Raw genomic sequence first — 24,558 nt, 5'->3', positions numbered from 1 at the left:
ATGCAACCGATCTACATCGACTTTCTCAACGGCCTCGACATCAACGAACTGAACCTCACCAATGATGAAATCCTCACCGCCATCGAAGCCAGCCTGGCGATCCAGGGCCGTGGCGAGGCGGTGATCGAGCCGCGTACCCACCTGATTCCCGGCGGCGAGATCAACGGCCACTTCAACGTATTGCGCGGTGTACTCGGCGGCGATATCGGCTATGCCGGTGTCAAAGTGGTGGGGGATTTTGTCGATAACTACCGCAAGGGCTTGCCCTCGGAATTGGCGATCCTCAACCTGCTGGACCCTGCCACCGGGATTCCCAAGGCGATCCTGGATGCCTCGGCGATCACCGATATGCGCACCGGTGCCATCACCGCCATCGGCGCCAAATACCTGGCCCGGCCCGACAGCAAAGTGCTGGCGCACATTGGCGCGCGTGGCACGGCGTATTGGAACGTGCGCTTGCTGGATCACCTGTTCGACTTCGACGAAATCCGTGTGCACTCACGCCGCAGCGAAAGCCGTGAAGCCTTCGCCGAGCGCCTGCGCAAGGACCTGGGCAAGCCGGTGATCGTTACCGACGATTGGGAATCCACCGTGCGTGGCGCCGAAATTGTGGTCGAGGCGTCGCGCCTTGATCAGCCCGAACCCTTGTTGCGCACCGACTGGATCAAACCCGGTGCTTTCGTAGTGCCTTACGGCACCATGAGTGCGGTGGAGTTGTCGCTGACCGACATCATGAGCAAGCTCGTGGTGGATGATTGGGGCCAGTGCAAAGGCGGGCTTTTTGGCTCGCTACGTGCCCATGTCGACGCTGGCAAACTCAGTGCCGAAACCCTGCATGCCGAGCTTGGCCAGATCGTGGCCGGCTTGAAAACCGGCCGGGAAACCGCCGAGGAAACCATCCTGTTCTGGCACCGTGGCCTGAGCCTGAGTGACATCGCGCTGGGCCATGCACTGCTGGAGAAAGCCAAGCGCCTGGAGATTGGCCAGCGGCTGCGCTGGGCATGATTCACTTCGATCCCCAAGGTTTAGCCCTGGCAGATTTGCTGGCGATTGCCCGGCAGGATGTGCCGGCGGATTTCTCTGTGCAGGCCCGTCAGCGCATCGATGAAGGCCACCAGTTGTTGGTGAAACTGGCGGCTGAAGGCACGCCGATTTATGGCGTGAATACCGGCCTCGGTGCCGCGGTGGATACGGCGGTGATGCCCGTACAGGCGAACATTCCGTTGGGGCGCGCGGTGGGTGTTGGACGCCTGGCCAATCGTCAGGAGCTGCGCGCCATCACCGCCGCGCGCTTGGCCGGATTAGCCCAAGGGCGTTCGGGCATTTCGGCGCAGGCCGCGCAGGCGTTGCTGGATTTACTCAACGCCGGTGCCGAACCGCAGGTGCCGTTGCTCGGCTCGTTGGGCGAGAGCGACCTGGCGCCATTGGCGCACCTGAGCCTGGCACTGTCGGTGCCGTTGACCGGCAAGGACGGGCTGGCGCTGGTCTCGGCCAATGCTGCCAGTGTCGGGCTTGGCGCGTTGCTGGTCGCCGAGGCGCAGCAAGTGTTGGCGGCGGTGCTGGCGGCGCTGGCGTTGTCGTGCGAGGGCTACCGGGCCAATCTCAGCCCATTCCAGCCATGGGCATCTCGCTTGCGGCCTGCACCGGGGCAAAGCGAGCAGTCGGCGGCGCTGTTGTGGTTACTGGCGGGCGGTGAGTTGGCGGACAGCCCGCGTCGTCTGCAGGACCCCTTGAGCTTTCGCTGCGCCACAGTGGTACAGGGCGCGGCGCAGCAGGCGTTGGAGCAGTTGCATGACCTGGTCGAACTGGAACTGCGCAGTGGGGCGGACAACCCGGCGCTGATCAGCGAAGAAGCGTTAGTGCTGGCCACAGCGAATTTTGACAGCACGCATTTGGCGCTGGCTGCTGAAGGGTTAGGCCTGGCGTTGAATCGAGTGGCCGTGTGCAGCGCTGAACGGATTGCTAAGTTGCTGTCCCCGGCGTCCAGCGATCTGCCGCGCTTCCTGATCACTCAACCCGGTCATGTCGGCCTGGCCGCCTTGCAGCGCACCAGTTCGGCGTTGGTCGCGGAAATCGGCCATCTGGCCAATCCATTGCCGGCGGTGAGCGTGCCGGTGGCGGACCGCGTTGAAGATTATGCGGGCCAGGCCTTGGCTGCGGTCGACAAGACTCGTCGCTTGACCGAGCGGGTGTTGTGGCTGGCCAGTATTGAACTGATCGTCGCCGCGCAGGCAGTGGACCTGCGCGGTGAGCTGCGTCTGGGGGACGGCGCTCGGCAGATCCATGAAACCGTGCGCAGCCAGGTGGCTCATCTGGATAAGGATCGTGCGGGTTCGGTAGATGTGCTGGCGCTAAGCGCCTTCATCTCGACTCATGGGTTTTCGGCGGCCAACGCCGCAATCACCGCCGGTCGCTCACCCACCCGCTGCTGAAACGCCGCCAGCGCTGGCCAGTCGCCCAGATCAATCGCGTGAAACGCCGCCCAGCGCAGCACCACGAACAGGTAGGCATCCGCCACCGAGTACTGCGTGCCCAGTAGGTAGTCCTGGCGCTCCAGCGTGTGCACCAACACCGCGAAGCGCTTGAACAGCGTGGCCTGGAATGAGGCTTTTACTTCGCCTTGAATCGCGTTGTTGAAGAACACCGCCAAGCCGCCATGAATCTCGGTGGCAATGAAATTCAGCCATTCTTGCAGACGCACGCGCTCCCAGCTGCCATTGGCCGGCGCCAGGCCTGCGGCGGGTTTCAGGTCGGCCAGATATTGCAGGATTGCACTGGCTTCGGTCAGTACCTGGCCATTGTCCAGTTTCAGCGCCGCGACGTAGCCCTTGGGGTTGATCTGCAGGAAGTCTTCGCCGTCGGCGGTGGTCTTGGCCTGGTTATCCACCAGGACCAGGTCGAACGGCAGCGCCAATTCGCGCAGCACGATATGCGGGGCGAGGGAACAGGCGTGGGGGAAGAAATACAGTTTCATCTGGGGCAGCTCCGTTGAATTTGCGCCAGTCTCGCGGGCGTGGCACCGTGCGTAAAATTAAACGTTCAGACCCCTGCCATAAGGACAGCTACTGCGATGATGAACCTGATGCACTGGCGCTTGCTGGTGGCCGTGGCCGATCACGGCAGCATCACCGCCGCCGCCGAGCGCGTGGGCATGACCCAATCTGCCGCCAGCCAGGCCATGGCCGGTATGGAAGCGACGTTGGGCGCGCAGCTGTTTACCCGCGAACCGCGCAAGACCTTGCCCACCGCCCTGGGCTTGAGTGTGATTGAGCAGGCGCGAGTCATGCTTGGGGCCTTGCAGACGATTCGTAGCACCGTGGACGAAGCCCGGCCCATGTTGCGTGGGACGATTCGCATCGCCAGTTTCCCCATGGTGCTGGCGACGTTTCTGACACCCGCGTTACAGCGTTTTGCGCAGCTCTATCCCGGGATAGAGGTCACTACCCTGGATGTCACTGACAACGAGGTGCTCACCTTGCTCGACACCGGGCTCATCGATTTGGGCGTGGTGCTCAATCCCAAGCCGGAGCGCAATGCGACGATGCTGGGTCGTGACTTCTGGATGGCCGTGCTGCCTGTGGACCATACGCTGGCCCAGCGCCCGGTGGATGCCACGGTGTCGCTCGAGGAACTGCTTGAGCAGCCTTTTGTACTCGCCACCGGAGGGTGCACCGCCAATGCTCGCAGCCTGGGCGCCGCCGCGGGGCTGACGCTGCGCGATATCCGCGTGGAAGTGCGTGAATGGAGCAGTGCCTTCAGCCTGGTGCGTGAGGGCGTGGGCGTTACGTTGGTGCCGGAAATGGCCTTGCCGGCCCAGCGCAAGGGCTTGCGCGTGATGGCGTTGGATGTGCCGCTGCACCGTGAATTTGCCTTGGTCGGTGCGCCGGATCGCCCACCGTCTGCCGCCGCCCTCGCATTGTTAAAAATGCTGGATGACTAGTGGCCTTGCATAGCGCCAAGCCCTGTCTATGCTCATCCAGAACCGTTGATGACGCTTGGCATATAAAGCGATTCGGATGGTTGTTCCCATAAAGATCTGCCAGCAATATTCAATCCGTGAATGGAATGCGCCTCGCCAGGCGCTGGTAATTGAAGGGTGATCCGAACATGTTCAACCGCCATCACAAATCCGACCTGCAAGAAATCGAACGTTTCTCCTGCGCCCTCACCGAATCCAACGCAAAACTGGCCGCCATCAGCCGTTCCATGGCCATGATCGAGTTCGACCCCAGTGGCGTGATCCTCGACGCCAACGACAACTTCTGCAAAACCATGGGCTACAGCGCCGAGGAGATTCGCGGCAAACATCACCGCCTCTTTTGCGAAGAGGCCTACACCCACACCGACGGCTACGCCAAGCTCTGGCGCGACCTGGCGCGGGGCGAGGCCCTCAGCGGCACCTTCATGCGCCTGAACAAGCACGGCCAGGAAGTGTGGCTGGAAGCCAGCTACATGCCGGTGCTGGACAAGGACAACCACGTGCAGAGCGTGATCAAAGTCGCGTCGGACATCACGGCGCGGGTCCATCACGAACATGAAAACCAGAGCCTGATCGACGCCATCGGTCGTTCCATGGCGGTGATCGAGTTCACCCCGCAGGGCCAGATCCTCAACGCCAACGACAACTTCCTGAAGACCGTGCAGTATTCCCTGGATGAAATTGTTGGTCAGCACCACAGCATGTTCTGCCACCGCAACGAAGTGGAGTCGCCGGCCTACAAGGCGTTCTGGGCGTCGCTCAATCGCGGCGAATACCACTCGCACCGCTTCGAGCGCAAAAACAAGTACGGCAAGACGCTGTTTCTGGAAGCGTCCTACAACCCAATCTTCGACACCAATGGCCGCCTGTACAAAGTGGTGAAGTTCGCCAGCGACATCACGGACCAAGTCACCACCCTGCGTAATGCTGCCGACTCGGCCCACGCCACCTCGGTGCAAAACGACGCCTGCGCCCGCAAGGGCTCGGAGGTTGTGCAGCAAACCGTGCAGATCATCGAAGAAATTTCCCACGACCTGAACCAGGCGGCCGTGAGTATCGACGCGGTCAGCAAGCAATCGGACATCATCGGCGCGATCGTGCAGACCATCCGCAGCATTGCCGAGCAGACCAATATGCTGGCGCTCAACGCCGCGATCGAAGCCGCAAGGGCGGGTGAACACGGACGCGGTTTTGCGGTGGTGGCTGACGAAGTGCGCAGCCTTGCCGCGCGCACCAGCCAGGCGACGGTGGAAATTGTCGATGTGGTGCGCAAGAACCACGACCTGTCGCTGAGTGCGGTGTCGAGCATGCAGTCAAGCTTGAGCCGCACGGGCTTGGGAGTGGAATTGGCGAATGAAGCGGGGCAGGTCATCCTGGAGATCCAGGAAGGGTCACGGCATGTGGTGGATGCGATCGGGCAGTTCAATTCGACGCTGCAACTGCAATAATCTGACAACCCAATCCCTGTAGGAGCCGGCTTGCCGGCGATAGCATCACCTCGGTCTATCTGACTCACCGAGGCGCCTGCATCGCCGGCAAGCCGGCTCCTACAGTTGATCTGCGGTGCGGCTTAGATCGCAGCCAGCGTCTCTTTCAGCGCCTGCGCCTGCGGGTCAACGGTCTTCGCCGCTACCTGCTGCTCTTGTTGCTGCTTCAAACGTTCAGCGACTTCCTTGGCAATGGCGTCCTGTTTTTCCTGCGGCAGTGCCTGCACGTCCGCCTCAGTCAAACCCTGTTCCTTGAGCAATTGCTCACGGATACGCTCGGCTGGGGATTTGCTCATGTAGTCCGTGAACTCGGAGCGCGCGGTGCTGGCAGTCGCACCGGTCTTTGGCACGTCCGGGGTTGTGGTAGCGGCAGTGACGGCTTCTGTGGTGGTCTGCAATTGCACGCGGGTCTTGGCGAAGGCCTCGTCGATGCGGTCGTTGGCCTTGTCCAGTTCCTTCTGCGCGGCCGGCACAGTCACGCTTTGTTGCGCGGCTTGCAAGGCACCGCTGTACAGCGCGCTGGCAGCGGCGTTGGCGGGGTCCATGTCGGGCCGTTTGAGTTGTTGAACGGTCGACACGGCTTGGGTGTTGTTGTTAACCAGCATGATCGGTCACCTGGGGGAATGTTCGGTGCCACAGGTGGAGCAAATAGCGTGCCGGGTGTGAAGTGCCCGGTTTTATTGGGGATCGCCTGGCCGCTGCGGCAAACATTGTCCCGCATGCGGCCAACCATTGCCGTCAGTGGGCGATGTTTTCCAGCGCCAGGTTCCGCGTGCGCGGCCCGAACCAACTGATGGTGATCATCACGATCAACATGCTGCTGGCAATGAATGCCAACACGCCCGGTGTGCCCAGGTGTTCGAGGATAAAACCGATCAGCAAACTGCTGAACACCGTGGACAAGCGGCTGAACGAGTAACAGAAGCCTACCGCCCGTGCGCGGATGTTGGTGGGGAACAATTCACTTTGGTATGAGTGATAACTGAAGCTCAGCCAGGCGTTACAGAAGGTGATCATCACCCCGCAGATCACCAGCCCCACCGCCGTGGTTTGCAGGGCAAACAGACTGCCGAAGATCATCGCGCCCAAGGCCGAGCCGACGATCTGCCATTTGTTTTCAAAGCGGTTGGCCACCTTCACGAACAGCAACGGCCCCAACGGGTAGGCGAGGGTGATGATGAAGGCGTAGAGCAAGCTGTGGGTCACGCTGACGCCCTGGCCCGACAGCAACGCTGGCAGCCAGTTACCAAAACCGAAGAAGCCGATGGCCTGGAACACATGGAACACGATCAGCATCAAGGCGCGGCGGCGATACGGTGGTTGCCAGATATCGGCAAAGCGGCCGCTACCCTGCACGCTGACGGCTTCGGGCTCGGGCTCATCCAGCGGTTTGCCATGGTCCTTCTGGCAGCGCGCTTCAAGGTTGTCCATGATCGCACCGGCCTCTTCGAAACGACCTTTCTGTGCAAGCCAGCGCGGCGACTCCGGTAAACGCTTGCGCAATTGCCAGATAAACAGCGCAAACACCGCACTCGACAGCACCACCCAACGCCAGCCAGATACGCCGAACGGCGCCTGTGGCACTAACCACCACGACATCAACGCCACCGCTGGCACTGACAGGAACTGGATAAAAAACGCAAAGGCAAACGCCGAGCTGCGCATGCGCTTGGGCACCAGTTCCGAGAGGTAGGCGTCGATGGTCACCAGTTCAATACCCAGGCCAATGCCGACCAGGAAACGCATGCAGATGATGCCCACGGCGGAGGTCTGTATGCCCATCAATACCGTGGCGACGGTGTACCAGATCAACGCAAAGGTGAAGATCGCCCGCCGTCCGAAACGGTCGGCGATAGGGCTGAGCAGGCTGGCGCCGAGGAACAGGCCGAGGAAGGTTGCCGAGGCAAAGGCGGCCTGGTCCGAGAAACCGAACACGCCCTCGCTGCCTGTGTGGAAAATCCCGTCACTGATCAGGCCGGGGCTGATGTAGGCGGTCTGGAACAGGTCGTACAGCTCGAAAAAACCACCGATGGAGAGCAACGCCACCAGGCGCCAGACCGTGGCGACGGCAGGCAGGCGATCGATGCGTGCGCTGATGTGGGCGGCGCGGATTGGATCGATGCCGTCGGTGCTAGAGAGTGCGGGCATGGGGAAACTCAATAAGTGATCGGAATCTCAAATGTTTGAAACGCGTCATCCTGGGGATGGTAACCCAGCACCCGTGTGGTTTCGCTCAGGTCCAGGCGCTTGAAGCGGTTATTGGAAATACCATGGGCAATCAAGTGCTTCACGCCCTCGGCTTGCACCGAACGTTGCAGCAACTGCACCGCATCACGCGGGCTGAGCCAGGCGCTGAGGTCGCGGGCGTTGTTAAGGTCGTGGGTTTCGGGGAATTCGAAGGCGCCGATGCGCAGGGCAATGGTGGATAGCGGGGTTTTCGCCGCGTAGTAGGCGCACAGCGCCTCACCGTAGCATTTGCTCACGCCATACAGATTGGCGGGCATCACTTGCATGCCGGGCGTGATCTGGCGGTCCACCGGATAGCCTTCGATGGTTTGCGCGCTGCTGGCGAAGATCAGGCGCTTGACTCCGGCAGCCACGGCGGCTTCGAACAGGTAGGTGGTGGCGAGGATGTTATTGGGCAGCAACTCATCGAACGACGCGCTGGCGTGGGGAATGCCCGACAAATGCACGATCACGTCGATACCGTCGAGCAAGGCCGCCAGGCTGGATGGGTCGCTGAGGTCGGCGTGCACGAAGCGGTGTTCGCCCAAGTCGAAATCCGGCGCGATGCGGTCGGTGAGGGTAAAGCGGTAACGGTCTTTGGATGCGTCGAAAAACGTCTTGCCGATTCTGCCGCAGGCGCCGGTGAGCAGTACGTTGAGTCCTTTCACGCTGTAGTCCTTGTTTTAGTTATGGCCGTCGAGGGCAAAGGTTTTGAAACCGGGGCGCTGGCTGAGGCGCTGGTAATACGCTTCCACCGCGGGGTAGGGCGGATGCTCCAGCGGCGCGTTGCGCCAGCGGTGTACCGAGAGGCCGACGAGGATGTCGGCCAGGGTGAATTCATCGCCGGTGACGTAGGCGCCGGTCTTGATCAGCTGTTGTTCGAGCAGGCTCATCTTGTCGTTCCAGGCCTGCACGCCGGCCTGGATGCGTTGTGGGTCCTGGTAGTCCGGGTTCTGGCGCACCAACGCATGGAACGCGTAGCCCCAGGACGGGTTGAGTTCGGTGGCTTGCCAGTCCATCCATTGCTCGACCCGGGCCCGTGGCGCGGGTTCGGCGGGGAGCAGGTCGTGGCGTTGGTAGAGGCTGACCAGGTAACGGCAGATGGTGTTGGATTCCCACAGCACGCCGTGGTCATCGATCAACACCGGCACCTGGGCGTTGGGGTTCAGGGCGAGGAACGCGTCGGACTGGGTGGGTTTGAAGCCGATACCCCAGTCTTCGCGCTGGTAGTCGATGCCGAGTTCCTGGCAGGTCCAGAGCACTTTGCGCACGTTGATGGAGGACGTGCGACCCAAGATTTTCAGTGAATGTCCCATGGTGCTTCCCTGGCAGTGGCGATGACCCTGGGAATTTAACAGCGGTGCCCGGTTGAAGCTACGCAGATGTTGCGGGCAACGCCGATGCGGGCAAGCCGAAAGTGCGATCGAACAGCCAGTTGAACGCAAAGGTATAGCAGGGGATGAACAGGATCAGTGCCAGGTCGAGCAGGAACGCTTGCACCAGGCTGACGTTCATCCACCAGGCGATCAGCGGAATCAGGAACACGATCAGTGTCAGTTGGAAGCCCACAGCATGGGCGACGCGGCGTTTGACCGTGCGCGTGCGGTCGCGCTGGCGGCTTTCCCAGCGCTCGAAAAGCGAGGTGTAGATGAAGTTCCAGGTGACCGCAATCGTAGTGATCGCTACGGCCAATGGCCCAGTGCTGGAGGGATGAGCGCCCGACAGCAACGCTAGGCCGATGGCTGAAAAGGTCATGCCGATCAGTTCAAACGATGACACATACACCAACTTGCGTTTCACACCTTGCATCGCCACTTCCTCATTTTCAGGTGACAAGACCGTCTGTTGGCAGGGAAGATAGCGTCACTATGGTTGACATAAAAAGTCAGAAGCTTTCAGTTTTTTTGACAGGTTGCGTATGAGCTTTTCAAGCGACAGCGTTGAATTATTCCTGGCGGTGGTTGAGGCCGGCTCATTTTCGGCGGCCGCACGGGCATTGGGCAAAGTCCCTTCCGCGGTGAGCATGGGGATTGCCAACCTTGAGGCCGAGCTGGGTTACCCGTTGTTTGATCGCAGTCATCGTGAACCGGTCCCCACGGATCTTGCGTTGGCGTTGATTCCCCACGCACGGCTGATGGCCGAGCAACTCAAGCAGTTGCAGGTGCATGCGTTGCAGCTGTCCCGGGGCCTTGAGAGCAAGCTGTCGATCGGCGTGGGGGTGGATATCAACACACGCCGCCTGTTGGCCGCCATCGGTGAAATCGGCGAGGCCTTTCCATTGTTGGAAATCGAAGTGCTGACCGCCCCGCAGGATGATGTGCTGCAACTGTTACATCTCGGGCGCGTGCAGGTGTGCGTGGTTTTTGCGGGGCTTCGCGTCAATGTGCTGGAACGCTTTCAGTTTGTTGACAGCGAACAATTGATCGCCTGTATCAGCCCGCAACATCCGCAGGCGGGCGGTGAGCCTTTTCTGGAAGACCTGGTACGAGTACGGCAGATTCTGGTGGCCGGTCGGGATATTCCCCTCAGTGACCGCCGGCCGCTGGTGGGGCAATCCTATTGGCGTACCGACAGCCTGGGCATGGCCCTGGATATGGTGGAAGCGGGCTTGGGCTGGGGGAATTTCCCGCTGTCGGCAGTGGCGCCGTTGCTTGAGGCAGGCCGATTGCGGCGGTTGAACTTCAAGAACATCGAGAACGGTTTGGCGATGGTGGTGAATGCGGTGTGGTTGAAGAACCAACCGCTGCACAAGGGGGCGTCTGCATTGGTACAGGCGCTCGCTGACGCGGCTCGGTAAATGCAGGCGCCCCGCAGATGGCGTCCTACGTACTCTCCCGCACCTGCAACTCAAACCCCATGTCCACCACCGGCTTGGCGATCTTGTTGCCCGCCATGATCGTCAATAGGTGCTCCGCCGCCCGCCGCCCAATCGCTTCTCGCGGAGTGCTGATGCTGCTCAGGCGCGGCACCATGAAAGACGAGGCAGGCAGGTCGTTGAAACCGAGCACCGCGACGCGCTCCGGCACTTTGATGCCATGGCGCATGGCTTCCAGCAAGGCGCCCTGGGCCAAGTCATCGTTGCCGAAGAAGATTGCATCCACGTCGGGATGGGCGGCCAGCAGTTGCAGGAACAGTTCGCCGCCCAGGCCGACTGAGGAGGGGCGCGGCGTCAGCAGTTCCAGTGCCGGGTCGTACAGGCCAGCCTGTTGCAGCGCACGACGGAAACCTTCGCCGCGCAGCAACGTGCGTTGGTCCAGTTGCGCGCCGATGTACGCAAGGCGTTTGTACCCGCGGGACAACAGATGCGCCGCTGCCGTTTCGCCCGCGCTCAGTTGTGAGAAACCCACGCAGTTCACCCCGGCGTTCGGGTCCAAATCCATCATGTAGACGCAGGGCACATTGCTGGCCTCGACCATCCGTCGGGCGCTTTCGGTGCGATCAAACCCGGTCAGCAGCAAACCCCGTGGCTGGTAGGCCATGTAATTGCGCAGCAGGTTTTCTTCTTCATCGCGCGAATAGTGGAAGTTGCCGATCAGCACTTCGAAGCCCTTGGGCCGCAGCACCTGATGGATGGCTTCGAGGGTTTCGATAAACAGCAGGTTGGACAGCGACGGCACCAACACCACCACCGAATGGCTCTGGGCTGAGGCCAGGGCGCGGGCGGCGGGGTTGACCACGTAGTTGAGTTCGGCGGCGGCCTGCTGCACTTTTTCCACCAGTTCGGTGGCCACCGTGCTGATACCGCGCAGGGCGCGGGAGGCGGTAATCGGGCTGACGCCGGCCAGGCGGGCGACTTCGTTAAGGGTCGGGCGACCCGTGGTGCGCAATTTTTTATCGTTCTTGGAGGTCATCAGGCGGCTTGCCAAACAAAAATCGAGGCACTAAGGTAGCGCTGTCTCCAAAAGGCTGCAAATTCTTGAACAAAGGGTTGCCTGATCCTGTTCAAAGCGTTGGAGCGGATGCACGCGTCACTCCATAAAAAAAGACAAGACGGCGCGGGAAAAGCCTGTTTTTGCACTAGCCTTACAGCGTGCAAAGGTAGCGCTATCTGCGTCCTGAGGTGTTTCATGAGTCAACCTGTTACCGCCCTGGTCATCATGGGTGTTTCCGGCTGTGGCAAGTCCAGCGTCAGCGAGGCCCTGTGCCGCCTGAACGGTGCCACCGCCATTGAAGGCGACAGCTTTCACCCTGCCGCCAATATCGAAAAGATGAGCGCCGGCCACCCCCTCAACGACGACGACCGCGCCGGCTGGCTCGACATCCTCTGCGATGAACTGCGCCGTTCGCTCAAAGCGGGCGAGCATCCCGTGCTCACCTGTTCCGCCCTGAAAAAGAAATACCGCGACCACCTGCGCGAAGCCGCGCCGGGCCTGGGGTTTGTCTTTTTGGAGCTGACCCGCGCCGTGGCCGCCGACCGTGTGTCCCATCGCCCCGGCCATTTCATGCCAGCCAGCCTCATCGACAGCCAGTTTGCCACCCTTGAATCGCCCAAAGGTGAACCGCTGACCCTGGCTCTGAACGCCAGTGAAGACAGCGTCGAGGAACTGGCCGAGCAGACCAACGCCTGGTGGCTGCAACACGGCTTTGAACCTACTCATTAATTTTTTGCCGGAAAAGATAGCGCTATCCCCGGCAGGAAATTCAACACCCGCTTTAATAACAACAACAAACAGGAGAGACCCCCCCATGTTTGGCATGTCCCACGAGTCCTACCTGCTGCTTGATGCAGTGGTCACTATCATCGGGTTGATCGTTCTGATCACCAAGTTCAAGGTGCATCCGTTTATTGCACTGATCATCGCGGCCGGCTTCCTCGGCCTGACCTCGGGCATGCCCGTGGACAAGATCATCAAGGCGTTCCAGGACGGCTTCGGCGGGGTGCTCGGCTTTGTCGGCATCATCCTCGCGCTGGGCACGATGCTCGGCAAGATGATGGCCGAATCCGGCGGTGCCGATCAGATCGCCCAGACCCTGATCCGCGCCTTCGGCAAAGAGAAGGTCCAGTGGGCCATGATGTTTGCCGCGTTCCTGGTGGGCATCCCGCTGTTCTTCGAGATCGGCTTTGTGTTGCTGATCCCGCTGGTGTTTATCGTGGCGCGCCGCACCGGCGTGTCGCTGATCAAGATCGGCATTCCGCTGCTGGCCGGCCTCTCGGCAGTACACGGCCTGGTGCCACCGCATCCGGGCCCGCTGCTGGCCATCGGCGTGTTTGGCGCGGACATCGGCAAGACCATCCTCTACGGCCTGATCGTCGCACTGCCGACCGCCATCATCGCCGGCCCGATCTTCGGTACGTTCATCGCCAAGTACATTCCGGGCAACCCGTCCCAGGAACTGGTCGACCAACTGGCCCGTGAGTCGGAACACAAGAACCTGCCGAGCTTCAGCATCACCCTGATTACTGTGCTGCTGCCGGTGTTCCTGATGCTGCTCAAAACCTTCGCTGATATCGGCTTGCCGGACGGCCACATCGTGCGCAACTGGATGGACATGATCGGTCACCCGATCTCTGCCCTGTTGCTGGCGCTGCTGCTGTCGCTGTACACCTTTGGCCATCGCCAGGGCATCCATTCCAAGCAGATCCTCAAGTTGCTCGACGCCAGCTTGGCGCCGACCGCTGCGATCATCCTGATCATTGGTGCCGGCGGTGGCTTCAAGCAGATGCTGGTGACCAGCGGCGTCGGGGATGTGATTGGCCATATGGCGGTGAACGCGCAGATCAACCCGATATTGTTGGCGTGGCTGGTGGCGGCGGTGATTCGTGTGGCAACCGGTTCGGCCACGGTGGCGACCATTACTGGCGCGGGCATTGTGGTGCCGGTGGTGGGGATGATTCCGGGCGTTAACCGTGAGCTGCTGGTGTTAGCGACGGGCGCGGGTTCGTTGATCCTGTCTCACGTCAACGATGCGGGGTTCTGGCTGGTGAAGCAGTACTTCAACATGACGGTGGCTGAGACGTTCAAGACGTGGACGGCGATGGAGACGATTCTGTCCGTCGTGGCGTTGATCTTTATCATGTTGTTGTCATTGGTGGTTTGACCGCGACCGTGAGTACCGTTTGTCGTAACTGTTACTTTTCACAGGTTCGGGCTTTATCTGAATATGAGGGAATGGATACCCCAAAAGTGATTCAGAAAAGGAAATGGTCATGACCGAGAAAAACGAACCCACGCAGGTACTGCCACCTAGAATCGATAAACCGGAAGTCGATGCGACTGTCACCAGCCCCGTCACCATCTCCGGGGCAGTACCCCTGTCTGGTGCGACGATAACAGTCGAGGACTCGACAGGTACGCTGGGGGTTGTCACCGCTACCGGGCAGAGTTGGTCACTCAGCGTCGTTATGACCCCGGGCGCAAAAAACATCAGGGCGTATGTTTCTTTTCCGGTGGTTTCAGGTTCGGTCCAGCGAAAATTTGTTGTGAGTTAGTCTTCCAAGATAATGGGGCACGGATGCCCCATTACAGCTCACAGTCAGACTCCGGTCTTGGGCAGCAATCCATCCGCCCTGAACATCCCGCGAATCCCCCGCACCGCCTGGCGGATCCGGTCCTGGTTCTCGATCAGCGCAAAGCGCACATGGTCATCGCCATACTCGCCAAAACCAATCCCCGGCGACACACACACCTTGGCCTCCAGCAGCAGCTTTTTGGCAAATTCCAGCGAACCCATGGCGGCATATGCTTCGGGAATCTTCGCCCAGACGTACATCGACGCCTTTGGATTTTCGACCATCCAGCCCAGCTCATGCAGGCCCTTGACCAGCACGTTGCGGCGCTGGCGGTACTGTTCGGCGATGTCTTTCACGCACTGCTGGTCGCCTTCCAGTGCAGCAATGGCGGCGACTTGCAGCGGCGTAAAGGTGCCGTAGTCGTGGTAGCTCTTGATGCGTGCCAGGGCGTTGACGAGTTCCGGGTTGCCCACCATGAAACCGATGCGCCAGCCGGCCATGTTGTAGCTCTTGGACAGGGTGAAAAACTCCACCGCGATGTCCTTGGCGCCCGGCACTTGCATGATCGACGGGGCTTTCCAGCCGTCGTAGACGATGTCGGCGTAGGCCAGGTCGTGGATCACCAGCACGTCGTACTGCTTGGCCAGCGCGATCACACGTTCGAAGAAGTCCAGTTCCACGCACTGCGCGGTCGGGTTGGACGGAAAGCCCAGGATCATCATCTTCGGCTTGGGGATCGAGCCGCGAATTGCTCGTTCCAGCTCGGCGAAAAAGTCCACGCCCGGCACCAGCGGCACCGAGCGCACCTGGGCGCCGGCAATCACCGCACCGTAGATGTGAATCGGGTAGCTCGGGTTGGGCACCAGCACGGTGTCGCCCTGGTCCAGGGTGGCCAGCATCAAGTGCGCAAGGCCTTCCTTGGAACCGATGGTGACGATGGCTTCCGACTCGGGGTCGATATCCACTTCATAACGGTCCTTGTACCAGCGCGAAATCGCCCGGCGCAGACGCGGAATGCCTTTGGAGGTGGAGTAACCGTGGGTGTCTTCACGCTGGGCGACTTGCACGAGTTTTTCGACAATGTGCTGCGGCGTGGCGCCGTCAGGGTTGCCCATGCTCAGGTCGATGATGTCTTCGCCGCGCCGACGCGCAGCCATCTTCAGCTCGGCCGTGATATTGAAAACGTAAGGGGGGAGTCGATCTATGCGCGCAAAGCGGCGCGGCGAACCTTGGTCTGCCATTGTTGCCTCGAGAGTACGTAAGCGCCCGGAACCGTCCGAGCGACGTCGGCCACTGCGGTGGCCTGCGGGGCAGACAATACGGTCGATGATGGCCCGTTGTCCAGATGCCTAGGAAAATTTTCTGCATGGAGTCCAGTGCGGATATGCCCCTATACTCGATGCGGGTTTGTTCCCTCATAAGAAGGAGACTGTTCGTATGGATCAGCAGACAAAACAACCGTTAGAGCCACGCATGGAAGCCGGTAAAGCCCTGGTGATCGCCGGGGTGCAAGGGCGTTATTCGAAGGCCACCGTGGGCGATATCCCCAAACTGTGGGAGTTGTTCGACACCTGCATCAAGGACATCAAGAAGCGTGTGGGCGGTGTGACCTATGGCGTTTGCCACAACCCCAAGCATGGCGAATTCGACTACATGGCCGGTGTCGAAGTCCCGACCAAAGCCGATGTGCCAGGCAACTTCGAATGCATCGAAATCCCACCGCTCAACTATGCCGTGTTCCCCCATTACGGGCCGGTGCAGGCGCTTGAGCAAACCTACGAGCGCATCATGTTCGAATGGCTGCCGCATTCGGGCTACAAGGTGATGGGCGCGGATTTCGAGCGCTACAGCGCGGACTTTGACGTGAGCAAGGGGACCGGGACCGTGGAGATCTGGTTGCCGGTGGGCGAAAGAGGCTGACGACCCTCAAAGGAGCCGGCAAGCCGGCTCCTACCGATGTATCAATACAGCGTGCTTCGGACCCGCTCCGGCATCTCCCGGTCATAGGCCTCGGCGTCAAACTGCCCATCATTGAGCCGTTTGTGAAACGCGCCGGCCGACGGTAATTCCGAGCGGTCCAGATGCTTCTCGGGGTTCCAGCAGTCCGAGCGCACAAACGCCTTGGAACAATGGAAATACGCGGCCTCCACCTGCACCAGAATCACCGACCGCGCCGGCTTGCCATTCACCGCAAAACTCTCCAGCAGTTCAGGCTCGATTGAAATCTGCGCCCGGCCATTAACGCGCAACGTCTCGCCAATCCCCGGAATGATGAACAGCAGCGCAATTCGCGGGTCCTGCACCAGATTGCGCAAGGTATCCAAGCGGTTGTTCCCCGGCCGATCGGGAATTGCCAAGGTGCGCTCATCCACAATCCGCACGAACCCCGGCACATCCCCGCGTGGCGAACCGTCGATACCGTCGGGCCCGGACGAACTCACCACCACCAGTGGTGAAGCCCGCACCATCGACTGGTAGTCCTCATTGAGAAACGGGATTTCCTTGCGTACGGCGCGCTCGTGGGGGAGGCCGTAGAGCGCTTCGAGTTGTTCGAGGGTTGTCAGCATGGGAGTCACCTTGTCCTTGGATGAATGCAGGCGCGTGTTCAGCCGCCAAAGCTGTGTTGATAACCCTGCGCGGATTGCCGAATGGCTTTCGCCACGTCAGGGGCTAGGCGGCAGTAATCGTCTTCGCGCTTGAGCGTTACTTCCAGGGTCTGGAGCAATGCCTGGATGCGCGTTTCGGGATTTTCTATTTCGCACGTTCTGGCAAATTCGAGGATGCCCAGGCGTGAGGCGAACAGAGATTTGTTTCCGCTCAGATCCAGCGCCAACGAGTCTTCGGGAATATAGGCAGTCGTGTTCACGATGTCGTAAGCGGGTGCCAATCGCGTGTCCGATATCACCGGATCGCTGTAGAGCACGCCGAAGTTTTTCAGATGTGCATCGCCGTTACCCACGATGCAGCTCAGCGCCACGCTATCGAATAATTGATCGAGCGAAGCGCGCTGGTTTGCCGGGGCGCAGAACACGCGGACAGCCTTGGCGATGGCCGCATAACTCTTGGTGTACTTTTGCTCGGCTGACAGGCCCATCAGCGTGGTCATGTCCTCAAAACCCAGTGGGTTGAGGTGCTCGTCCCGGTCAAAGCGTCGCATGATGAACAACTTATGATTTTTTGACAGGTAAAACGGTGGCACCGGCAGTCCTGCATCACGGGCAATGGACATGCAGAGGTATTCGTTAATGGCTAGCCCCGGAAACTCTTCGCGCCCGCTTTTGATAATCAGGTCGTTGGTTTTCGAGGTGAATTTCTGTTCGGGTGTTTGTGGTTTTTCCGGCACCAGCACCTTGGGCTGCACGCCAGAAATGCCTGCTCGCAGGATGTAGCGATCTACCAGTTCGACGAACAGATCTTCCACGCCGTCCCAGGCGAGAATTTCGTCGAGGTTTTCTCCGGTCGTGGGAGGGCTGTTGCGATGGATCAGCTCGTTTATTTGATCTGACGATACGAACACCCGGCCGATCGGTGCGCTGCTACCCGAGAGCGCCAAGAGCAGCATCGGGTCTACTTTGACGGTCTTGGCGAGGCGGTTGCGTAGTTGCTCGAGAACGTAGCCTTCCGGCAGATTCATCTGGAAAATCGGGTGAAGTTCTCGCCGACGGTATTCTTCTGCGCGGACTGGCATCGACAGGCTGACTGCGCTTTGCGCCAGCGTGTTCTCGCCGTAGCGAAACAGATAGTCGTTGGCACTCATCAAAACACTGCCGCTTTCGCCTTGGGGGGTATGAACGCGTAAGTGGGGGCTATTCATTGAACAAGTCCTCCAGTTCCTCCAGGGTCGGCATGGTGACAGGTACTAATTTGAATTCACTGCCTAGCGCGGCAACCACTCGCGCATAGGCACTCATCGACACCGAAAGGCTGCCTTTCTCGATTTCAATCAGTTTTTGCCGGGTAATCCCGGCCAACTTCGCCAAATCGGCCTGTTTATAGCCGCGATTGAGTCGCAGGGTGCGCAGTTGGGTGCCAAGTCGTTGAGTGATTACAGAAATATCCATGTCACGTATTCATTACTTTGTCAGTCATAAGTTATGTATACGTTACATTTGTGCTCTGTCAAGGTCGCCCTGACCAAAGGCCCACCTCAACCTCCGCTCATACCCAATCCGCCCCTTATACGCCTCTCCGCCATCCACCCACCCAGCCCCCAGATACAGCCTCATCGCCGCCACATTGTCCGCATCCACCGACAACTCCAGTCCCTTGATCTGCGGCCACGCTTGCAATGCCGCTGCGGGCAGCGCTTGCAGGCAGGCTTTGCCAAACCCACGCCCTTGCTGATACCGATCCACCTGCAACGCATGCAAGGTCGCGCTGTGTTCATTCGCCCAGTGGGGCAGGCAAGGCGGGCGTTTGAGCAGCAGGAAGGCCACGGGCGTTTCGTCGGCGAGCAGGGCAAAGCCTTTGATGGCATCGGGATGGGGATTGATCAGCAGGCTGTTCAGCGCGCAGTAGATATCGCCGGAATAGGCCAGTTGCTCGGGATGCACTTGCAGGGTGTCGAGTTGCTGTTTCTGCACAAGGCTCAACGTCTCATAACGGGCGAGGCGGGTTTCCATCGGGGGTGTATCCGAAATCCTACAAAGATGCGTGGATTCTATCGGGTTTGTTGGGGGCGAAATTATTTTTAAACGGCTGTCGATTTGCCGATGAGTCATTCGACTAAGGGTGTCTTTCGTGATGTTTTCTACCCCAAGGAGTATCGCCATGAGCACTGCCATCAACACCCTGATCGAACAATGGAAACACGCTGTCACCGTCAAGGATGTCGAGCAGATTGTCAGCTTTTACGCCGACGATATCGTCGCGTTCGACGCCGTTGGCGCCCTGCAATTCAAGGGCAAGGCCGCCTACCAGGCGCATTGGCAGGCCTGCATGGAATTCTGCCCTGGCCCCGGCGTTTTCGACTTTCATGAGCTGCATATCGTTGCCGGAGCAGACAGCGCCTTTGCCCATTGGCTGGCCCACTGTGGCGGCACCGGGCCGGACGGCGTGCTCAAGACCTGCTGGATGCGCGTCAGTGCCGGTTATCAACGCATCGATGGCCAATGGAAAGTGGTGCATGAGCATTGGTCCGCGCCGTTCGACATGGAAACCGGCGCTGGTCTGTTCGACCTGAAACCTTGACCAGCACGATCTATAGTCAGTCGTCCGAAAACGGAGAAGCTCATGAAATACCTCTGCCTGATCTACAGCAACGAACAGGTGCTGCACACCTCGCCGGACAGCCCGGCAGACCCGGAGTGCTTCGCCTATGCGCAGTCCGTTCAGGCCAGCGGTCGCATGCTGGCTGCCGAGCCGTTGGAGCCGGTGAGCACTGCCACCACCGTGCGCATGCGCAATGGCAAGTTGTCGATCACCGACGGGCCGTTTGCCGAGACCAAGGAGCAGCTCGCCGGGTTCTACCTGATCGAGGCCCGTGATTTAAATGAGGCGATCCAAGTGGCCGGCGGCATTCCGGCCGCCCGGGTCGGCAGTGTGGAAGTGCGCCCCGTGCGTGAATTGAATCTCTGAACACAACAATCCTAAGACTCAAGAGGTTTACCCCATGTCTACGCAACCTGCCGAGTTTGAATTGTCCATCAGCCGTGTGATCGATGCACCGCCCAGCCGCGTGTTCCGTGCCTGGACCGAACCCGCCTTGCTCCAGCAATGGTGGGGCCCCCACGGCATGACCACCCCCGAATGCGAAATGAACCTGTGGGTCGGCGGCCTGTTTCGCACCTTGATGCGTGCGCCCGACGGCGCAGAGTACCCGACCCAGGGTGTGTTTCTGGAAATCGATGCGCCCAATCGGCTGGTGTTTACCGACGCCTTCATGCCCGGCTGGATACCCTCGGGCAAGCCGTTCATGAGCGCCGAAGTCACCTTCGAAGAGGTCGACGGCAAGACGCGTTACACCGCCCGCGCCATGCACTGGAGTGCCGAAGACAAGCAGGCCCACGAAGCCATGGGCTTTCATGACGGCTGGGGCCAGAGCCTGGATCGGCTGGTCACCCTGGTGACCCAGGGCATGCCCGATTGACCCGGTCGGTCGAGGCCATTTACCGCAGCGAATCACGCCGAGTCCTCGCGACGCTGATTCGCTTGCTGGGTGATTTCGACCTGGCCGAAGAAGCCCTGCACGAAGCGTTTTTCGTCGCAGTACAGCGTTGGCCGCTAGACGGTGTGCCGAACAATCCGCGCGCCTGGCTGGTGTCGACCGGGCGCTTCAAGGCCATCGACCGTCTGCGCCGCCAGGCGCGGTTCACCCCGTTGCTGCAGGAGCAGGCCGACGCGCTGGAAGCGGCTGATTGGAGTGACGAAGACTTGGAAGATGACCGGCTGCGCCTGATCTTCACCTGCTGCCATCCCGCGTTGGCGGCCGATGCCCAGGCGGCGTTGACCTTGCGCGAGATCTGCGAGCTCACCACCGAAGAAATCGCCCGGGCGTTCCTGGCCACGCCGACCACCATTGCCCAGCGTATCGTGCGGGCCAAGGGCAAGATCCGCGAGGCGAAGATCCCCTATCAAGTGCCATCCCGAGACGAATTGCCCGAGCGGCTGGACAGCGTGTTGCGGGTGATTTACCTGGTGTTCAACGAGGGGTATTCGGCGTCCATGGGGGCCGATCTGACTCGCGAGGATTTGACCCGTGAGGCCATTCGACTGGGCCGATTGTTGATGGAGTTGCTGCCCGAACCGGAAGTCATGGGCTTGCTGGCGTTGATGCTGCTGCACGAATCCCGCCGCTCGGCGCGCACCACGGCCAGTGGGGAGTTGGTGTTGCTGGATGAACAGGACCGCTCGCGGTGGGATGTGTCCATGATCGACGAAGGCTGCGCACTGGTAGAGCACGCATTGAGCACACGGGGCTTTGGTCCCTATTGCCTGCAAGCCGCAATTGCGGCGGTGCACGCCGAAGCGCCCAGTGCGGGTGAAACCGACTGGCCGCAGATCGTCGGGCTCTACGATGTGTTGCTCAGGATGATGCCGTCAGCCGTGATCGAACTGAACCGCGCCGTAGCGCTGGCCATGCGCGATGGACCCTTGGCGGGATTGCAGCAGGTAGAAGGGATTCTGGCGCGCGGCGAGTTGCTGGATTACCACCTGGCGCACTCGGCGTGCGGGGAGTTTTACCGGCAATTGGGTCGTGTCGAAGAGGCGCGAGTCGCCTACGAACGGGCGCTGGCCTTGGCCCAACAAGCACCCGAACGCAGGTTTATCGAAAAGCGTCTGGCTGAACGCTGAATCAAGGCTGCTGACGCGTTGCCGCCAATACGATCTCGCGAATGCACACATGCTGCGGCTGCTGGTAGGCATAGGCAATTGCCGAGGCCACGTCATCGGCGCTGAGTACGGTGCCGCCCATGTCCTGTTTCCACGCCTGATAGCCGGTCTTGATCGCCTCATCGGTGGTGTGGCTGAGCAGTTCGGTTTCCACCGCACCTGGGGCAATGGTGATGACGCGCACGTTGCTTGGCGACAATTCTTCGCGCAGGTTTTCCGAAATCCCGTGTACCGCGAACTTGGTGCCGACATACGCCACATGATTCGGGAAGGTCTTGCGCCCGGCCACCGAGCTGACGTTGATGATGGTGCCGCCTCGGCGCGCAACCATGCTGCCGGCCACGGCGTGGATGCCGTTGAGCAGGCCTTTTACGTTCACATCCAGCATCTGTTCCCACTGCGCCGGGTCTTGCTCGCTGACTGCGCCCAGCAGCATTACGCCGGCATTGTTGATCAGCGCATCGGCTGGGCCGAACCGGGCTTCGGCTTCTTGCACGGCGGCGACCAGGGCGGCGCGGTCGGTGATGTCGACGCCACGGTTCAAGGTGTTCGGCAGGCCCAGATCGTTGAGGCGATCAATGCGACGCGCCAGCAACAACAGCGGGTGGCCGGCGGCTGACAACAGGCGGGCGGTGGCTTCGCCGATACCGGAGCTGGCGCCGGTGATGATGATCAATGGCTTGCTCATGCATGAACTCCTGAAATAAGAAAAATCGATAACTGAATCGTGGTCGCAGTATATTTGCCGTCTCAAAGGCTGAAAAATGCCTTATTTCTCTGTCAGCCATCGGATTCAGCTATGGATGTTCGTCACCTCAAGGCATTTCTCGCGGTCTTTGAAGAGCGCAATATCACTGCGGCAGCCCAGCGTTTGTTTATCAGCCAGCCGACTTTGTCGGTGACGATCAAGCAGTTGGAAGACGAACTGGGCGTGGCGTTGTTTGTGCGTCAGCCACGGGGTGTGGAAGTGAGTGCCGAGGCGCGGGTGCTATACCCTCAGGCGCGGCGCATGGTGGCTGAAGCCGAGGCGTTGAGCCGCCTGTTTCGCGGACGCGAAAATCGCATCGCCCTGGAACTGGGGGTGGAAGGCGATATTGCCGACAGCCAGATCGAAACCTTCCTGCGCATGGCGCACCAAGGCCTGCCGGGTTTGCTGCTGACCTTGCAGGAAGGCTGCGAAGGCGAAGGGCGCCTGGCCGTGGAGGAAATGTGCTGCGAGGACGAGTTGTTCCTGCCGCTTTGGGAAGAGTCCTACGTGATGGTGTTGCCTGCGGCGCATCCCATGGCGCAGCCGGGCAGGGAGCAGGCCTGGGCACCGATTGAAGACTGGATCACCTGCCCGCAGCACGATTCCCATCAGCGCTTGATGGCCTTGTACGGTCGCTCGCCGCAAGCGGTGGCCGGGCATGCCGGTTCGCTGACCCAGGCGTTGCATATGGTCGCGGCGGGTGTGGGTGTGGCGATGTTGCCGCAGTCGCTGGCGGCGGAGCGGGCCGGTGTGGTGATTCGGGAGTGGCATTTACCGGCCCCCACGCGTCGGGTGGGCTTGTGTTTCGCTGCGCAAGCCTTGGAGTCGCCCGCATTACGTGCGCTGCACGAGTATTTCCAGACCCACCGCCCGCCGCAGTTGTCGGCCGCATAACCCTGTAGGGTTACTCGAGCATCTGGCTCAGCATCCAGCTTCCCGCCGGCCCTGGTGGATATTGCCGCGACCACAGCGCATCCACCGCCACCGAGCGTGGCCAACCTCGGACGTTGAGTTCAACCAGCCCGGCATTACCAAAACGCTCCACCAACCAGCGCGGCAACTCCGCCCAGCCGAAGCCGAGTTGAGCCATCTCCATCAACATCAGAAAACTCGGCGCCGACCATACACGGCCCGACGTGCGCGTTTCGTTGGGGCTGATGATGCTCCCCAGGCGCAGTTCACGGTGTTGCTGCAAGGCGTGCGGGTCGATGTTTTCGACGCGGGTCAAAGCGTGGGTGGGCGCGACGAACAGTGCGATTTCCGTGCGTTCGGCCACAGGCGAGCGCGTCAGGTCGGGCGGGTAAACCTCCTGGGCTTCGATCAAGGCAATCTGTGCGCGGCCGCTCTGCACCAGGGCGATCAGGTCTTCGCACTCGGCGATCAGCCATTCCAGCTCAAGGTCCGGGTAGCGTTTTTCGAACGCCTTGAGCGCAAGCTCAAAACGTTCCGACTGGTAGGTGTCTGACATGGCGATGGTCACCTTCGGCTCCAACCCCTGGGCCAACTGGCTCGCCGCCAACTCCAGACGGCTGCTGGCCTCCAGCACCTGCTCGGCGCGCTGCAGCAGCACCTGCCCGGCGGGGGTCAGTGTCGGCTTGCGGCTGCTGCGGTCGAACAGCACCACATCCAGGTCAATCTCCAGGCTCGCCACTGCCGCACTGACAGTGGACTGGCTCTTGCCCAGCTTGCGCGCTGCGGCAGAAAAGGAGCCTTGGGTCGCGGCCTGGACAAACGCTTGCAGCACTTCGTGGGAGGCCATGACTATCGCCTTGATCGATGGTTATTAGTTATGAAGTATCGATTCAAAGGGTAATCATGGCAACCATCGTCACTCACGGAGAAGGGTCATGCACCCCACCAAGTCGATTACTGAACGTGTTTGCCAAGCCCTGGGTTTTGAAGGCCTGGCGTTGTTGATCTGTACACCACTGCTGGTCTGGATCACCGGGCGGCCGGCGCTGGAAATGGGCGCGGTGACCTTGGGTCTGAGCCTGCTGGCGCTGACCTGGAACATCATTTTCAACAGCTTGTTCGACCGCTTGAAAGTTCGCTTGCAACTGGCCGACGGCGGGTGGACGCGGGTGCTTCATGCGTTGATGTTCGAAGGCGGGCTGATTATTGTCGCCGTGCCATTGATCGCGATGTGGCTGAATATCAGCCTGGTCCAGGCGTTCATGCTCGACATCGGTGTACTGCTGTTTTTCCTGCCGTACACCTATGTGTATCACTGGGGGTATGACGTGATTCGGGAAAAAATCCTCAACAGAAACACTACCCGCTGTAGGAGCGAGCTTGCTCGCGAAGAGCGTTAACGATAACGCGGGGTACCTGGATA

General features: G+C 60.4%; 29 protein-coding genes and 1 pseudogene. 16 read left to right on the top strand and 14 right to left on the bottom strand.

Features of this window, described 5'->3' with window-relative positions; all coding sequences use genetic code 11:
• Window positions 1–1,005: an ornithine cyclodeaminase family protein gene (locus CI807_RS30355; RefSeq protein WP_095017383.1), complete on the top strand. Its 1,005-nt coding sequence runs from the start codon at window positions 1–3 to the stop codon at window positions 1,003–1,005.
• On the top strand, window positions 1,002–2,432 hold the full coding sequence (locus CI807_RS30350) for an aromatic amino acid lyase (protein WP_095017382.1): 1,431 nt from the start codon (window positions 1,002–1,004) through the stop codon (window positions 2,430–2,432). The genes CI807_RS30355 and CI807_RS30350 overlap by 4 nt, the downstream gene beginning before the upstream one ends.
• On the opposite strand, the gene gstA is transcribed toward CI807_RS30350, so the two are convergent.
• Window positions 2,372–2,974, bottom strand: a complete 603-nt coding sequence (gene gstA / locus CI807_RS30345) for a glutathione transferase GstA (protein ID WP_095017381.1) — start codon at window positions 2,972–2,974, stop codon at window positions 2,372–2,374. The genes CI807_RS30350 and gstA overlap by 61 nt on opposite strands.
• A 96-nt stretch (window positions 2,975–3,070) precedes the next feature.
• Between gstA and CI807_RS30340 the strand changes: the two genes are divergently transcribed.
• From CI807_RS30340 to CI807_RS32225, 3 genes and pseudogenes are all read left to right on the top strand, one after another.
• Window positions 3,071–3,940 (top strand): LysR family transcriptional regulator, encoded by an 870-nt coding sequence (locus CI807_RS30340; RefSeq protein WP_095017380.1) that lies wholly within the window; start codon window positions 3,071–3,073, stop codon window positions 3,938–3,940.
• A 167-nt stretch (window positions 3,941–4,107) separates the two neighbouring features.
• A pseudogene (locus tag CI807_RS32230) lies at window positions 4,108–4,884 on the top strand (PAS domain-containing protein); the annotation flags it as partial.
• Entirely contained in the window at window positions 4,858–5,427 is a 570-nt protein-coding gene (locus CI807_RS32225; protein ID WP_371858026.1) for a methyl-accepting chemotaxis protein, read from the top strand. The pseudogene CI807_RS32230 and the gene CI807_RS32225, both read left to right, overlap by 27 nt.
• A 122-nt stretch (window positions 5,428–5,549) precedes the next feature.
• On the opposite strand, the gene CI807_RS30330 is transcribed toward CI807_RS32225, so the two are convergent.
• The 5 genes from CI807_RS30330 to CI807_RS30310 form a co-directional block, all read right to left on the bottom strand.
• Window positions 5,550–6,071 (bottom strand): hypothetical protein, encoded by a 522-nt coding sequence (locus tag CI807_RS30330; protein ID WP_095017378.1) that lies wholly within the window; start codon window positions 6,069–6,071, stop codon window positions 5,550–5,552.
• A gap of 133 nt (window positions 6,072–6,204) precedes the next feature.
• Window positions 6,205–7,614, bottom strand: a complete 1,410-nt coding sequence (locus tag CI807_RS30325) for an MFS transporter (protein ID WP_095017377.1) — start codon at window positions 7,612–7,614, stop codon at window positions 6,205–6,207.
• Window positions 7,615–7,622: 8 nt separating this feature from the next.
• On the bottom strand, window positions 7,623–8,360 hold the full coding sequence (locus CI807_RS30320) for an NAD(P)-dependent oxidoreductase (RefSeq protein WP_095017376.1): 738 nt from the start codon (window positions 8,358–8,360) through the stop codon (window positions 7,623–7,625).
• A 15-nt stretch (window positions 8,361–8,375) separates the two neighbouring features.
• Entirely contained in the window at window positions 8,376–9,008 is a 633-nt protein-coding gene (locus CI807_RS30315; RefSeq protein WP_095017375.1) for a glutathione S-transferase family protein, read from the bottom strand.
• A 58-nt stretch (window positions 9,009–9,066) separates the two neighbouring features.
• A complete protein-coding gene (locus tag CI807_RS30310) occupies window positions 9,067–9,501 on the bottom strand; it encodes a PACE efflux transporter (RefSeq protein WP_095017374.1) in 435 nt (144 codons plus the stop codon).
• 109 nt (window positions 9,502–9,610) lie between these two features.
• Between CI807_RS30310 and CI807_RS30305 the strand changes: the two genes are divergently transcribed.
• Entirely contained in the window at window positions 9,611–10,489 is an 879-nt protein-coding gene (locus CI807_RS30305) for a LysR family transcriptional regulator (RefSeq protein WP_095017373.1), read from the top strand.
• A 25-nt stretch (window positions 10,490–10,514) separates the two neighbouring features.
• Here CI807_RS30305 and CI807_RS30300 read toward each other — a convergent pair whose 3' ends face one another.
• Window positions 10,515–11,546: a LacI family DNA-binding transcriptional regulator gene (locus CI807_RS30300; RefSeq protein WP_177004864.1), complete on the bottom strand. Its 1,032-nt coding sequence runs from the start codon at window positions 11,544–11,546 to the stop codon at window positions 10,515–10,517.
• Window positions 11,547–11,759: 213 nt separating this feature from the next.
• On the opposite strand from CI807_RS30300, the gene CI807_RS30295 reads away from it, so the two are divergent.
• The 3 genes from CI807_RS30295 to CI807_RS30285 all read left to right on the top strand — a co-directional run bounded on the left by CI807_RS30295 (window position 11,760) and on the right by CI807_RS30285 (window position 14,122).
• The gene (locus CI807_RS30295; RefSeq protein ID WP_033896292.1) at window positions 11,760–12,293 is read left to right on the top strand and encodes a gluconokinase; all 534 of its coding nucleotides are present in this window, start codon (window positions 11,760–11,762) and stop codon (window positions 12,291–12,293) included.
• An 85-nt stretch (window positions 12,294–12,378) separates the two neighbouring features.
• A complete protein-coding gene (locus CI807_RS30290; RefSeq protein ID WP_017738791.1) occupies window positions 12,379–13,731 on the top strand; it encodes a GntP family permease in 1,353 nt (450 codons plus the stop codon).
• Window positions 13,732–13,840: 109 nt separating this feature from the next.
• A complete protein-coding gene (locus CI807_RS30285; protein WP_095017371.1) occupies window positions 13,841–14,122 on the top strand; it encodes a hypothetical protein in 282 nt (93 codons plus the stop codon).
• Between the two features lie 44 nt (window positions 14,123–14,166).
• On the opposite strand, the gene alaC is transcribed toward CI807_RS30285, so the two are convergent.
• Window positions 14,167–15,384, bottom strand: a complete 1,218-nt coding sequence (gene alaC / locus CI807_RS30280; protein ID WP_095017370.1) for an alanine transaminase — start codon at window positions 15,382–15,384, stop codon at window positions 14,167–14,169.
• A 196-nt stretch (window positions 15,385–15,580) separates the two neighbouring features.
• Here alaC and CI807_RS30275 point away from each other — a divergent pair, with 196 nt between their 5' ends.
• Complete coding sequence (locus CI807_RS30275; protein WP_016978312.1) at window positions 15,581–16,063, top strand: GyrI-like domain-containing protein; 483 nt, start codon at window positions 15,581–15,583, stop codon at window positions 16,061–16,063.
• A gap of 41 nt (window positions 16,064–16,104) precedes the next feature.
• On the opposite strand, the gene CI807_RS30270 is transcribed toward CI807_RS30275, so the two are convergent.
• The 4 genes from CI807_RS30270 to CI807_RS30255 are packed head-to-tail and all read right to left on the bottom strand — an operon-like array spanning window position 16,105 to window position 18,765.
• Complete coding sequence (locus CI807_RS30270; protein ID WP_095017369.1) at window positions 16,105–16,710, bottom strand: pyridoxamine 5'-phosphate oxidase family protein; 606 nt, start codon at window positions 16,708–16,710, stop codon at window positions 16,105–16,107.
• A 38-nt stretch (window positions 16,711–16,748) separates the two neighbouring features.
• Window positions 16,749–17,957 carry a type II toxin-antitoxin system HipA family toxin gene (locus tag CI807_RS30265; protein ID WP_095017368.1) on the bottom strand — a complete coding sequence of 403 codons (1,209 nt, stop codon included), beginning with the start codon at window positions 17,955–17,957 and terminating at the stop codon, window positions 16,749–16,751.
• Complete coding sequence (locus tag CI807_RS30260) at window positions 17,950–18,204, bottom strand: helix-turn-helix domain-containing protein (protein WP_095017367.1); 255 nt, start codon at window positions 18,202–18,204, stop codon at window positions 17,950–17,952. Before CI807_RS30260 ends, CI807_RS30265 begins: the two co-directional genes overlap by 8 nt.
• A 42-nt stretch (window positions 18,205–18,246) precedes the next feature.
• The gene (locus tag CI807_RS30255; protein WP_095017366.1) at window positions 18,247–18,765 is read right to left on the bottom strand and encodes a GNAT family N-acetyltransferase; all 519 of its coding nucleotides are present in this window, start codon (window positions 18,763–18,765) and stop codon (window positions 18,247–18,249) included.
• A 148-nt stretch (window positions 18,766–18,913) separates the two neighbouring features.
• Here CI807_RS30255 and CI807_RS30250 point away from each other — a divergent pair, with 148 nt between their 5' ends.
• Genes CI807_RS30250 through CI807_RS30235 form a run of 4 tightly spaced genes read left to right on the top strand, consistent with a single transcriptional unit; the run spans window position 18,914 to window position 21,436 of the window.
• Window positions 18,914–19,333, top strand: coding sequence for a nuclear transport factor 2 family protein (locus tag CI807_RS30250; RefSeq protein WP_095017365.1), 420 nt, complete (start codon window positions 18,914–18,916; stop codon window positions 19,331–19,333).
• A gap of 42 nt (window positions 19,334–19,375) precedes the next feature.
• Complete coding sequence (locus tag CI807_RS30245; RefSeq protein ID WP_095017364.1) at window positions 19,376–19,720, top strand: YciI family protein; 345 nt, start codon at window positions 19,376–19,378, stop codon at window positions 19,718–19,720.
• A 34-nt stretch (window positions 19,721–19,754) separates the two neighbouring features.
• Complete coding sequence (locus tag CI807_RS30240) at window positions 19,755–20,231, top strand: SRPBCC family protein (RefSeq protein WP_095017363.1); 477 nt, start codon at window positions 19,755–19,757, stop codon at window positions 20,229–20,231.
• Complete coding sequence (locus CI807_RS30235; RefSeq protein ID WP_095017362.1) at window positions 20,228–21,436, top strand: RNA polymerase sigma factor; 1,209 nt, start codon at window positions 20,228–20,230, stop codon at window positions 21,434–21,436. The genes CI807_RS30240 and CI807_RS30235 overlap by 4 nt, the downstream gene beginning before the upstream one ends.
• A 1-nt stretch (window position 21,437) precedes the next feature.
• Here CI807_RS30235 and CI807_RS30230 read toward each other — a convergent pair whose 3' ends face one another.
• Complete coding sequence (locus CI807_RS30230; protein WP_016978321.1) at window positions 21,438–22,163, bottom strand: SDR family oxidoreductase; 726 nt, start codon at window positions 22,161–22,163, stop codon at window positions 21,438–21,440.
• A 111-nt stretch (window positions 22,164–22,274) separates the two neighbouring features.
• On the opposite strand from CI807_RS30230, the gene CI807_RS30225 reads away from it, so the two are divergent.
• On the top strand, window positions 22,275–23,117 hold the full coding sequence (locus CI807_RS30225) for a LysR family transcriptional regulator (RefSeq protein WP_095017361.1): 843 nt from the start codon (window positions 22,275–22,277) through the stop codon (window positions 23,115–23,117).
• Between the two features lie 10 nt (window positions 23,118–23,127).
• Here the strand turns inward: CI807_RS30225 and CI807_RS30220 are convergent, their stop codons facing one another.
• Window positions 23,128–23,982, bottom strand: coding sequence for a LysR family transcriptional regulator (locus CI807_RS30220; RefSeq protein ID WP_095017360.1), 855 nt, complete (start codon window positions 23,980–23,982; stop codon window positions 23,128–23,130).
• Window positions 23,983–24,070: 88 nt separating this feature from the next.
• Here CI807_RS30220 and CI807_RS30215 point away from each other — a divergent pair, with 88 nt between their 5' ends.
• On the top strand, window positions 24,071–24,535 hold the full coding sequence (locus tag CI807_RS30215) for a multidrug/biocide efflux PACE transporter (RefSeq protein WP_095017359.1): 465 nt from the start codon (window positions 24,071–24,073) through the stop codon (window positions 24,533–24,535).
• The last annotated feature ends 23 nt before the right edge of the window (window positions 24,536–24,558 follow it).

The sequence above is a fragment of the Pseudomonas sp. NS1(2017) genome (genome assembly GCF_002269425.1).
GTDB classification, from domain to species: Bacteria; Pseudomonadota; Gammaproteobacteria; order Pseudomonadales; family Pseudomonadaceae; genus Aquipseudomonas; species Aquipseudomonas reactans.
Note: the sequence above shows the minus strand (reverse complement) of the source record. Positions and strands in the feature narration are given on the sequence as shown.

Bases quoted from the DNA above. Each gene is read 5' to 3' on its own strand.
- CI807_RS30295 (WP_033896292.1), top strand. From the start codon at position 11,760: ATGAGTCAACCTGTTACCGCCCTGGTCATCATGGGTGTTTCCGGCTGT.
- CI807_RS30220 (WP_095017360.1), bottom strand. From the start codon at position 23,982: ATGGCCTCCCACGAAGTGCTGCAAGCGTTTGTCCAGGCCGCGACCCAA.
- CI807_RS30285 (WP_095017371.1), top strand. From the start codon at position 13,841: ATGACCGAGAAAAACGAACCCACGCAGGTACTGCCACCTAGAATCGAT.
- CI807_RS30255 (WP_095017366.1), bottom strand. From the start codon at position 18,765: ATGGAAACCCGCCTCGCCCGTTATGAGACGTTGAGCCTTGTGCAGAAA.
- CI807_RS30250 (WP_095017365.1), top strand. From the start codon at position 18,914: ATGAGCACTGCCATCAACACCCTGATCGAACAATGGAAACACGCTGTC.
- CI807_RS30225 (WP_095017361.1), top strand. From the start codon at position 22,275: ATGGATGTTCGTCACCTCAAGGCATTTCTCGCGGTCTTTGAAGAGCGC.
- CI807_RS30340 (WP_095017380.1), top strand. From the start codon at position 3,071: ATGATGAACCTGATGCACTGGCGCTTGCTGGTGGCCGTGGCCGATCAC.
- CI807_RS30355 (WP_095017383.1), top strand. From the start codon at position 1: ATGCAACCGATCTACATCGACTTTCTCAACGGCCTCGACATCAACGAA.
- CI807_RS30230 (WP_016978321.1), bottom strand. From the start codon at position 22,163: ATGAGCAAGCCATTGATCATCATCACCGGCGCCAGCTCCGGTATCGGC.
- CI807_RS30330 (WP_095017378.1), bottom strand. From the start codon at position 6,071: ATGCTGGTTAACAACAACACCCAAGCCGTGTCGACCGTTCAACAACTC.
- gstA (WP_095017381.1), bottom strand. From the start codon at position 2,974: ATGAAACTGTATTTCTTCCCCCACGCCTGTTCCCTCGCCCCGCATATC.
- alaC (WP_095017370.1), bottom strand. From the start codon at position 15,384: ATGGCAGACCAAGGTTCGCCGCGCCGCTTTGCGCGCATAGATCGACTC.
- CI807_RS30245 (WP_095017364.1), top strand. From the start codon at position 19,376: ATGAAATACCTCTGCCTGATCTACAGCAACGAACAGGTGCTGCACACC.
- CI807_RS30265 (WP_095017368.1), bottom strand. From the start codon at position 17,957: ATGAATAGCCCCCACTTACGCGTTCATACCCCCCAAGGCGAAAGCGGC.
- CI807_RS30240 (WP_095017363.1), top strand. From the start codon at position 19,755: ATGTCTACGCAACCTGCCGAGTTTGAATTGTCCATCAGCCGTGTGATC.
- CI807_RS30315 (WP_095017375.1), bottom strand. From the start codon at position 9,008: ATGGGACATTCACTGAAAATCTTGGGTCGCACGTCCTCCATCAACGTG.
- CI807_RS30310 (WP_095017374.1), bottom strand. From the start codon at position 9,501: ATGCAAGGTGTGAAACGCAAGTTGGTGTATGTGTCATCGTTTGAACTG.
- CI807_RS30350 (WP_095017382.1), top strand. From the start codon at position 1,002: ATGATTCACTTCGATCCCCAAGGTTTAGCCCTGGCAGATTTGCTGGCG.
- CI807_RS30325 (WP_095017377.1), bottom strand. From the start codon at position 7,614: ATGCCCGCACTCTCTAGCACCGACGGCATCGATCCAATCCGCGCCGCC.
- CI807_RS30290 (WP_017738791.1), top strand. From the start codon at position 12,379: ATGTTTGGCATGTCCCACGAGTCCTACCTGCTGCTTGATGCAGTGGTC.
- CI807_RS30305 (WP_095017373.1), top strand. From the start codon at position 9,611: ATGAGCTTTTCAAGCGACAGCGTTGAATTATTCCTGGCGGTGGTTGAG.
- CI807_RS30270 (WP_095017369.1), bottom strand. From the start codon at position 16,710: ATGCTGACAACCCTCGAACAACTCGAAGCGCTCTACGGCCTCCCCCAC.
- CI807_RS30275 (WP_016978312.1), top strand. From the start codon at position 15,581: ATGGATCAGCAGACAAAACAACCGTTAGAGCCACGCATGGAAGCCGGT.
- CI807_RS30260 (WP_095017367.1), bottom strand. From the start codon at position 18,204: ATGGATATTTCTGTAATCACTCAACGACTTGGCACCCAACTGCGCACC.
- CI807_RS30215 (WP_095017359.1), top strand. From the start codon at position 24,071: ATGCACCCCACCAAGTCGATTACTGAACGTGTTTGCCAAGCCCTGGGT.